We start from the raw sequence: 10,802 nt of genomic DNA, 5'->3' as shown, positions 1-10,802 counted from the left end.
GTCAACGCCATGGTCGATCAGCTCAACTCCTTCGCCGCCGAAGTCACCCGCGTCGCCCGCGAAGTCGGYACCGAAGGCAAGCTGGGCGGGCAGGCCGAAGTCCGCGGCGTCGCCGGCACCTGGAAGGATCTGACCGACTCCGTCAACTCCATGGCCGGTAACCTGACGGGTCAGGTGCGCAATATCGCTGACGTTACCAAGGCCGTCGCCGCCGGCGATCTGTCGAAAAAGATCACGGTCGACGTCAAGGGCGAAATCCTCGAACTGAAAAACACCGTCAACACCATGGTGGACCAGCTCAGCTCGTTTGCCTCCGAAGTCACCCGCGTGGCCCGCGAAGTCGGCACCGAAGGCAAGCTGGGCGGCCAGGCCGAAGTCCGCGACGTGGCGGGCACGTGGAAGGACCTCACCGACTCCGTCAACATGATGGCCGGGAATCTTACGGGCCAGGTGCGCAACATCGCCGACGTCACAAAGGCCGTCGCCTCGGGCGATCTGTCGAAAAAGATCACGGTCGACGTCAAGGGCGAAATCCTTGAACTGAAAGACACCATCAACGCCATGGTGGACCAGCTCAACTCGTTTGCCGCCGAAGTGACCCGGGTCGCCCGCGAAGTCGGCACCGAAGGCAAGTTGGGCGGCCAGGCCGAGGTCAAAGGCGTGGCCGGCACCTGGAAAGACCTCACCGACTCCGTCAACTTCATGGCGTCGAACCTGACGTCCCAGGTGCGCAACATCGCCGACGTCACCACCGCCATCGCCAATGGCGAACTGAAGCGCAAGATTACCGTCGACGTGAAGGGCGAAATCCTCGAACTGAAAGACACCATCAACACCATGGTGGACCAGCTCAGCTCATTCGCTTCCGAAGTCACCCGCGTCGCCCGCGAAGTGGGCACCGAAGGCAAGCTGGGCGGTCAGGCCGACGTGCAAGGGGTCGCAGGCACCTGGAAGGACCTCACCGACTCGGTCAATTCCATGGCCGGTAACCTGACCGGTCAGGTGCGCAATATCGCCGACGTCACCAAGGCGGTGGCCGCCGGCGACCTGTCGAAAAAGATCACGGTCGACGTCAAGGGCGAAATCCTCGAGCTGAAAAACACCGTCAACACCATGGTCGATCAGCTGCGTTCCTTCGCCTCCGAAGTGACCCGCGTCGCCAAGGAAGTCGGCACCGAAGGCAAGCTGGGCGGCCAAGCCCGCGTCGAAGGCGTTTCCGGCACCTGGAAGGACCTCACCGACTCGGTCAACATGATGGCCGACAACCTGACCTCCCAGGTCCGCGGCATCGCTAAGGTCGTGACCTCGGTCGCCAACGGCGAGTTGAAACGCAAACTGACCGTCGAGGCCAAGGGCGAAATCGCCGAACTGGCTGACACTATCAACTCGATGATCGATACGCTCGCCACCTTCGCCGACCAGGTTACCACGGTCGCCCGCGAAGTCGGCGTCGAAGGCCAGTTGGGTGGCCAGGCCAAGGTGCCGGGCGCCTCGGGGACCTGGAAGGGCCTGACCGAAAACGTCAACCAGTTGGCTGCGAACCTGACCACCCAGGTCCGCGCCATCGCCGAAGTCGCCACGGCTGTCACCAAGGGCGATTTGACGCGCTCCATCACCGTTGACGCCCAGGGCGAAGTCGCCGTTCTGAAGGACAATATCAACGAAATGATACGGAATCTGCGCGACACGACGCAGAAAAACACCGAACAGGACTGGCTGAAAACCAACCTCGCCAAGTTTTCGCGCATGTTGCAGGGCCAGCGCGACCTGACCAATGTCGGCCGCATGGTGCTGTCGGAACTGTGCCCGGTCGTCGATGCGCAACAGGCAGAATTCTACGTCTTGGACAACCGCGTCGACAGCCAGAAACTGACCCTCCTCGCCAATTTCGCCTCGAAGGGCACGACCGACATCGGCAAACAGATCGATCTCGGCGCCGGCGTGCTCGGCCAATGCGCGCTCGAAAAACGCAAGATCGTGCTCAACAATCTGCCAGAAGACTATATGGGCGGTGATGCCTACGCCATCTCGTCGGGCCTGGGCTCGGCGCCGGCGCGCAGCGTCATGGTCCTGCCGTTGATCTTCGAAGGCGAGGCCAAGGGCGTGCTCGAACTGGCCTCGTTCGAAGGCTTCAATCCGTCCCACCAGGCTTTGCTCGACCAATTGACGGAATCGATCGGCATCGTGCTCAACACCATCGAAGCTAATATGCGGACCGAGGATTTGCTGACCCAGTCGCAATCCCTGGCGCAGCAGCTCCAGACCCGTCAGGAAGAACTGCAGCAGACCAACGAAGCCCTGCAGGAAAAGGCTCGCCTGCTGGCCGATCAGAACCAGGAAGTTGAACGCAAGAATTCCGAAGTCGAACAGGCCCGCCAGGAACTGGAAGACAAGGCCAAGCAACTGGCCCTGACCTCGAAATACAAGTCGGAATTCCTCGCCAACATGTCGCACGAACTGCGTACACCGTTGAATTCGCTGCTCATCCTGTCCGATCAACTGACCAAAAACCCCGAAGGTAATCTGACCCCGAAACAGACGGACTCCGCTAAGACCATCCATTCCTCCGGCACCGACCTGCTGATGCTGATCAACGACATCCTCGACCTCAGCAAGATCGAGTCGGGCACGGTCGTGGTCGAAAGCGGCGAACTGCGCCTCGACGACCTTAACGGCTATGTCAAGCGCACCTTCAACCACATGGCGGAATCGAAGAATATCGAATTCTTCGCCCGCTTCGATCCACACCTGCCGAAGTCGATCTTTACCGACGCCAAGCGTCTGCAGCAGATCATCAAGAACCTGTTGTCGAATGCCTTCAAATTCACCCATCAGGGCCAGGTCACCCTGGCGGTGGCGCCGGTCGACAGCGGCTGGTCGTCGGACAATGAAGACCTCAACCGCGCGCCGGAAGTCCTGGCCTTCTCGGTCACCGATACCGGCATAGGTATCGCCGCCGACAAGCAGATGATCATCTTCGAAGCCTTCCAGCAGGCCGACGGTTCGACCAGCCGCAAATACGGCGGCACGGGTCTTGGTCTCGCCATCTCGCGCGAACTAGCACGGCTGCTCGGTGGTGAAATCCGCCTGATGTCGGTCCCGGGCCGCGGTTCGACCTTTACCCTTTACCTGCCAGCCACCTACGCGCAACGTCCGCGTAAAGCGCTCACCGAAGCCATGGTGCGTATGGAGCTGCCGGTGACAGCCAAGCTGAGCCTGGCTCAGGCCGAGCCGACGAACGCCGACCCGGCACCAGTTGCCAATGAGGTTGGCGATGACCGCGCCTTTATCCAACCGGGCGACCAAGTCGTCCTGATCGTCGAAAACGATCTTGGCTTTGCCCGTTTCCTGCTCGATGTCGCCCGCGAGCGCGGATTCAAGGGGCTGGTGACCTCGCTCGGCGCCTCGGCCCTGGCCCTGACCCAGGATTACAAGCCCGATTGCATCCTGCTCGATATCCACCTGCCTGACATGCAGGGCTGGCGCGTCATGGAGCGTCTCAAGAACGACATGGCCACCCGTCACATCCCGATCTGCATCATCTCGACCGATGAATCGCGCGATCGCGCACTGACTTCCGGCGCCCGCACCTTCGTCACCAAGCCGATCCAGAACCACGAGGTGCTCGACGAACTTATGGTCTCATTGTCGGCGTACCTTAACCGCCGCAAGCGTACCTTGATGGTCGTCGAACCCGACGCCATGCGGCGCGAGCAGATAGCGCGTACTCTGAAGATCGACGGCATTGACCTGATCGAGGCTAGCGGCGCCGCGGCGGTCAAAAAGCTGCGCAAGTCCCCGCCCGACGGCCTGATCCTCGGCTCCGGCGCGGGCGATATCGCCGCCGACTTGATCCTGCACGGCGAAAGAGACGACGCTATCGCCAATCGCATGCCGGTGATCCTGTTCGGCGATGTCAACGGCAGGGGCGGGCTCGACGACGCCATGATGAAGCGCCTGGGTTCGGTCTTCCCGGTCAGTCATGTTCAATCGAACGACCGCCTGCTCGATGTCGCTTCGCTGTACCTGCATCGCCGGGTCGACAGCCTGCCCGGTACGGCCCAGGCGGCCCTGGCCGACCTGCACCAATCGAACAAGCTACTGGTCGGCAAGAAGGTGCTGATCGTCGACGACGACGCGCGTAACATCTTCGCCTTGACCAGTGTCCTGGAAGAGCACGACATGAACATTTTGTCGGCCGACAATGGCCGCGACGCCATCAATATCCTGATGGACGATCCGGATGTCGATATCGTCCTGATGGATATCATGATGCCGGAAATGGACGGCATGGAGACCATCCAGGAAATCCGCAAGGTGTCGCGGTTGAAGAACCTGCCGATCGTCGCCGTCACCGCCAAGGCGATGAAGGGCGACCGCGAAAAGTGCATCGAAGCGGGGGCCTGGGACTATCTCTCCAAGCCGGTCGATTCCGAGCAAATGATCACCGTGTTACGTGCCTGGCTGCATCGCTGATGACATCTTGTACAACCAATAACGCAGGACGTGCGTCATGACGAACCTGCTTCCCGTGACCGGTCCTGCGCCGGAAATGATCCTGCTGGTCGATGACCGGCCGGCCAATCTGCTGGTCTACACGACCGTGCTGGAGGAGTTGGGTCAGACCCTGGTGACGGCATCCTCGGGCGAGGAGGCGCTGAAGCTCGTGCTCAAGCATGACTTCGCCGTTATTCTGCTCGACGTCAACATGCCGACCATGAACGGCTTCGAGACGGCGGCCCTGATCCGCAAGCGGCGCAAGTCGGCCATGACGCCGATCATCTTCCTGACAGCTTTTACCGACGAGATGAATATCATCCAGGGCTACGAATCGGGCGCCGTCGACTTCATGCCGACGCCCGTAGTGCCCCAGGTTCTGAAGGCCAAGGTCCGCGTCTTTATCGAGCTGTCACTCATGCGCCGCCAGGCCGCTTTACAGGCCGAGGAACGGGCCCGGCGTGAGGCGGCCGAAGAGGCGGCGCAGAACTTCGCCTTCCTGGCGCGGGTCAGCGAGGCTCTGGCGCGTTCGCAAAGCCGCGATGAATTGATGCGCGCCCTGGTGCATCTGCCCGTGCCCGACATGGCCGACGCCGCCCTGGTGTGGTTTAAAACGGATGGCCAGCCCGACAGTATCGAGTGGGCTTCGGCGGATGGCACCCTGATCGCGGCGCCGTCCGTGCTGGACCGGTTGGAGCCGGCCGTGACGCGCGCCATGACCGAAGGCCGGTCCGGCATGTTCGCCGACGCCGTCGGCGGTGGCATGGCCTATGCCCAGATATTACCCCTGATCGTACAGGGCGAAACGCGTGGTGTCCTGGTCCTCGGCACGCGCCAGATCCAGATTGCGGTAACGGCGCTGGCGACAGACCTGGCCTATCGCGCCAGTGTGGCGCTGGAAAACGTCATGCTGATGGACAAGATCCGTGAGGCCGACCAGCGCAAGGACGAGTTCCTCGGTATGCTGGCTCATGAATTGCGCAATCCTCTGGGCCCCATCTATAACTGCCTGCAATTGCAGAAGATGTTGCCGCCCTCGGATCCGCGCATGGCCTCGATGCGTGACACCATGGACCGCCAGGTTCGCCACATGGGGCGGCTGATCGACGACCTGCTCGACGCCACCCGGTTGGCCCACGGCAAGATATTGCTGCGCAAGGAACGCTGTGACCTGAATGCGATCGTCGCCGAGACGGTGGAAGATTATCGCAACATGACCGACGCCAATGGTGTTGTCGTGCGACTGGTGACCGGCGACCGTCCGGTCTGGGTCGACGGTGATCCGACGCGGTTGCGCCAGGTTGTCGGCAATCTGCTGCATAATGCCAACAAGTTCAGCCAGACAGATGGCACAATTACTGTGCAGATTTCCGCCGAGGCCGCCGGGATGGCGCGGATCAGCGTCGCCGACACCGGCATCGGCATCGAACCCGCCATGTTGGCCCACGTCTTCGACGTCTTTCGCCAGGCCGACCAGGGGCTTGACCGCGCGCGGGGCGGACTGGGACTGGGGCTCGCTCTGGTCAGGGGACTGGTGCGCCTGCACGGTGGTCAGGTTGAAGCACGCAGCGATGGCCTGAATAAAGGCGCCGAATTCCGCATCCAATTGCCGATGCTGAGCCGCGGCAGCAACAGGCCCAAGCCGTTGCACACGGAAGATACGGCCAACGGTTTGCGCATCCTGGTTATCGACGACAATCAAGATGCCGCCGAAAGCATCCAGATGTTGCTCGGAGAAATCGGCCACGAGGTCGAAATCGCCTTCGAAGCCCTGACCGGACTGGCGGCCGCGCGCAGTTTTGCGCCCGATGTTATCTTGTGCGATATCGGCCTGCCCGAGATGGACGGCTATCAGGTCATCCGCCGTATCCGCGAGGACGCCCAATTGCGTGGCTGTTTCGTCGTGGCCCTAACCGGCTACGGCCGCGACGCCGACCGCGGCCGCGCCATGGAAGCAGGATTCGATCTGCACCTGACCAAGCCGATCGATCTCGTCATGCTGCGCAACGCCCTGACCCGGGCGAAATATTGCCTCGACCGGACGGCTTGAAGAGGAATCAGTCTTTGCGCGGGCCCCGTCTAATGCTACCGTAACGCTACTTTATTATTGGGGGGAGCTATGACGCATATTATCGGCACGACCGGCAATGACAGGGATGATACCGCATTGCACGGCAGCGACGACGACGACCTGATCGAAGGCCTGGCCGGCTACGACGACCTCTATGGCGCCGGTGGCAATGACACCCTGGATGGCGAGACCGGCGTCGACCGGATGTATGGCGGCGCTGGCAACGACACCTACTATGTCGACAATAAACACGACACGGCTGTCGAACTGCACGGCGAAGGCAGGGATACCGTCTACAGCTCTGTCGCCTACACTATCGGCGACAATATCGAAAAGCTGATCCTGACCGGTATCGGCAATACTTCGGCGACCGGCAATTCCGACAACAATATCCTGATTGGCAATAGCGGCAACAACAGGCTGAACGGAGGGGCGGGCGCCGACGCCTTGGGTGGCGGACTGGGCAATGACACCCTGGACGGCGGCAAGGGGGGCGACGTCATGAAGGGCGGCGCCGGCGACGATCGCTACTATATCGACAACAAGCTGGATGTCGTCACCGAATATGCCGGCCAGGGCAGCGATACGGTCTATATCAACGGCACCTATACGCTTGGCCTCAATATCGAGAATCTGACCCTGAGCGGATCCGGCGACCGTTTTGGCACCGGCAATGCACTCGACAATATCATCACCGGCAATGCCGGCAACAATACGCTGGGCGGCGCCGACGGCAACGACGTCATCAACGGCGGCAAGGGCGCCGATACCATGCGCGGCGGTATGGGCGACGACGTCTTCTATGTCGACAATGCTGGCGACACAGTGACGGAATATAGCAGCCAGGGCACTGATTCGGTTTTCAGTTCGGTCAGGTTTGCACTCGGTAACAATCTCGAAAACCTGACTCTGACAGGTGTGGGCAATATCGCCGGGACAGGCAATGAGTTGGACAATAGCCTGAGCGGCAATGCTGGGGACAACGTGCTGGAAGGTGGTCTAGGCAACGACTTGATCGACGGCGGCGCCGGCTTCGATTTCGCCAGCTATGGCGGCAGTACGGTCGGCGTGAGGGTTGATTTGCGTATTGCCGGTGCCCAAAACACCCACGGCGCAGGACAGGATACCCTGACCTCGATCGAAGGCCTGACGGGCTCCGACTTTGCCGATATCTTGAATGGCGGCGACCGGACGCCCGATGGCACGACCCTGGTGTCGGCTAATGCCAGCATTCTGACCTCCGGCGGTATGGTCAGTAATGCCAGGCTTGCGCCGGACGGTGGCAGCGCCTTGTTCAGCACCTCGGTCAAGTTGGTCGCCGGTGATCCAACGGTACAAAGCTATGTCTATGTCTATGTCCGTGACCTGACAGGTGGCGACCTCGTCTCCGTGGCGACCGATTCCGCTGGTCAGGCCATGGCGGGTTACGCCGTTGACGCAAGCTATGGCTCGTCACACCAGGTCATTTTCAGCTTCCATGGTGACTCTGCCGGCGACAGTGGCGTCTACAGCAAGGATCTGGCAACCAGAGAATTGAAGCAACTGATGTCCGGCGGTGCTTATGATGTGACGCTTTCATCCGACGGCACCAAGCTCTATTTCCTCACCTCGGCCAGCCACTCCAGCCATGATACCAACGGTGCCGCGGATCTGTATGTCCGTGACCTGACAACGGGTGCCTACCGCCTGGTCTCGGCGGATGCATCCGGGCAGGCCCATACCGGGTTTCAGCTGACAAGCCCCGAATCCTATACGGTTTCGTCCGATGGAAGCTATGTCGCTTTCTATTCGACGGCGACCGGCCTGGCGGACGGAGACCATACCGGTACGCCCAATATCTTCCTGAAAAACATGGTGACGGGCGATATCAAGGTCATAGCCCCCGGTGGCCAGGTGAGCCCGGTTTCCGCTCTTTATTATTACAGCCGTGCGCCGCTATTTTCACCGGACGGCACCAAGCTTCTGTTCGTCAGTGACAGCCCGAATCTGGACCCCGATCATCCCGGCAACATCATGCGGGCCTATGTCCTGGATGTCGCCAGCGGCGCGATTACTGATGTCAGCGGCGACTTTATAGGTGGGCTGGATAGCGCTGTCTGGGCCGGCGATTCCAACCATGTCGGCCTCATCGGAAGGACCTCCGGCAACGAGAACGTCAATGCCGCGGACTCTTCGGACATCGTCGTTAAGGATCTGACGACCGGACAGTACCACCCCGTTACCTTCGACATCGGTCGCTACGATTACATTTCGCCCTTCCACGGAGGCGTCAGTTTCTCGGCGGATGGCCGTTATGTCATTTATGGTGACACCCAGGTCTATGTCCACGACAACACGATTCCGGCGACCCAATATCACGGCGACGACGTCTTAAATGGCGGCGCCGGTAACGACAAGCTTTACGGCAATGGCGGCGACGACCGGCTCTACGGCGGCGCGGGTAATGACCGCCTGGATGGCGGCGTTGGCCGGGACCAGCTTTTCGGCGGCGCCGGCAACGATACCTATGTGCTCACCCCGACCTATAGTGTGGATGGCCCTATCAACGACACCATCGTCGAGGCGGCGGGAGAGGGCATCGATACCGTCCTGGCCGAGACCAGCTATACCTTGAGTGACAATGTCGAAAACCTGATCCTGGCGCCGGGTCTCTATACCAATTATAACGGCACCGGCAACGAGCTGAACAATGTGCTGACCGGCTCGGACGGGACCAATGTCCTGAAGGGACTGGCCGGCGATGACACACTCTATGGCCTGGGCGGCAACGACACCCTGGACGGCGGGGCCGGGAAGGACATTCTGATTGGCGGGCAGGGCAATGATAGCTATCTGGTTCACGATCTCGGCGACACGATTGTCGAGGGGCCCGGCTATGCCGAAGGCTACGACACGGTCACATCCATCGTCGATTTTACCCTCAGCGATAATATTGAGAACCTCATCTTGCTCGACAGCGATCCCGATGTTCCAGGGGCCGCGGCCCCCATCCACGGCACGACGGGGAATACCGGCGGTAATATAACCGGCAACGCCGCCGACAATATCCTGACCGGCTATGCTGGCAATGATATCCTGTCAGGCAACGACGGCAATGACGTCCTTACGGGCGGCGGAGGTGACGACACACTCTCCGGCAATAGGGGTAATGATGAGTTGCACGGCGGCGCGGGTGTCGACACGCTCGACGGCGGCGACGGCAACGACACCCTTACAGATAATGGTACGGATGCCCCACGTGTCGGCGCGGTCAACGACTATCTGCTGGGTGGTGCCGGCGATGATAGCCTGCTGTCCTACGGCAATGATGACTATCTCAACGGTGGCATCGGAAACGACCATCTCGAAGTCCAGGCGGGTGCCAGCCAGTTGTGGGGCGATGAGGGTAACGACACGCTGATCGGCGGCACCGGCAATGATTACCTGTATACAGGTAATGGCGACGACACCGCTCACGGCAGCGGTGGCGATGACTATATCGAAGGTTATTCCGGCGCGGATACGCTCGACGGCGGCGACGGAAACGACCATATCATCAATACCGCTTTGGGTGACGGTCTCGACACCATCACAGGCGGCGCTGGCAACGATTTGATCGAGCTGTTTGGCGATCATAATACGGTCGATGGCGGCGACGGCATGGATGAAATCCACAGCAGCGGGGGCAATTGTTCGCTGGCGGGCGGTGCGGGATCCGACTTCATTACGGCCGAGTCCGGAGTGAATACCGTCTCAGGCGGTGCCAGCGATGACATCATCTACGGCGGCACGGGTAACGATACGCTGACCGGTGATGATGGTAATGATCTCATCTGGGGCGGCGGCGGCCAGGATGTGGTTGACGGTGGCGCCGGCGACGATGCCTATATACTGACAGCCAACAGCGGCCGTGCCGGCGGCGTCGATAGCGGAGGTAATGACTATATCCTTCTCGGGCCGAATATCGACATCAGCGATCTCCTGATCACAACCGTTGGCGCCCTGACCTATTACGGCCTGAAGGATTCCGGGTCGGCGAATACCGACGCCAGCAAGGCGCAAAACTATGTCAGCTTCGCCACGGGTTCGATCGAAGGCCAAAAAGTGTGGACCGATGTCTTCACGCCGAACGCGGCGGCACAGGACGACGGAGCCGACTCGGCAAAAGCCATCGTTCACGAAACCGCCCACACCACCATCATGTCGACCACCTGGGATTATGTTCAGGCCCACGACTGGCTGTTCGGTTGACGTC

At 60.7% G+C, this 10,802-nt stretch carries 3 protein-coding genes; all 3 read left to right on the top strand.

Annotated elements, in window-relative coordinates; all coding sequences use genetic code 11:
• On the top strand, positions 1–4,476 hold a 4,476-nt coding region (locus AC1DX3_RS22170), incomplete at its 5' end, for a HAMP domain-containing protein (RefSeq protein ID WP_476991530.1).
• 37 nt (positions 4,477–4,513) lie between these two features.
• Entirely contained in the window at positions 4,514–6,547 is a 2,034-nt protein-coding gene (locus AC1DX3_RS22165) for a response regulator (protein ID WP_476991529.1), read from the top strand.
• A 69-nt stretch (positions 6,548–6,616) separates the two neighbouring features.
• Positions 6,617–10,798: a hypothetical protein gene (locus AC1DX3_RS22160; RefSeq protein WP_476991528.1), complete on the top strand. Its 4,182-nt coding sequence runs from the start codon at positions 6,617–6,619 to the stop codon at positions 10,796–10,798.
• Positions 10,799–10,802: the final 4 nt, after the last annotated feature.

This window comes from Asticcacaulis sp. P2_B1 (assembly GCF_056404915.1).
The sequence above is the reverse complement of the archived record's forward strand: the minus strand, read 5'-3'. Positions and strand labels throughout refer to the sequence as shown.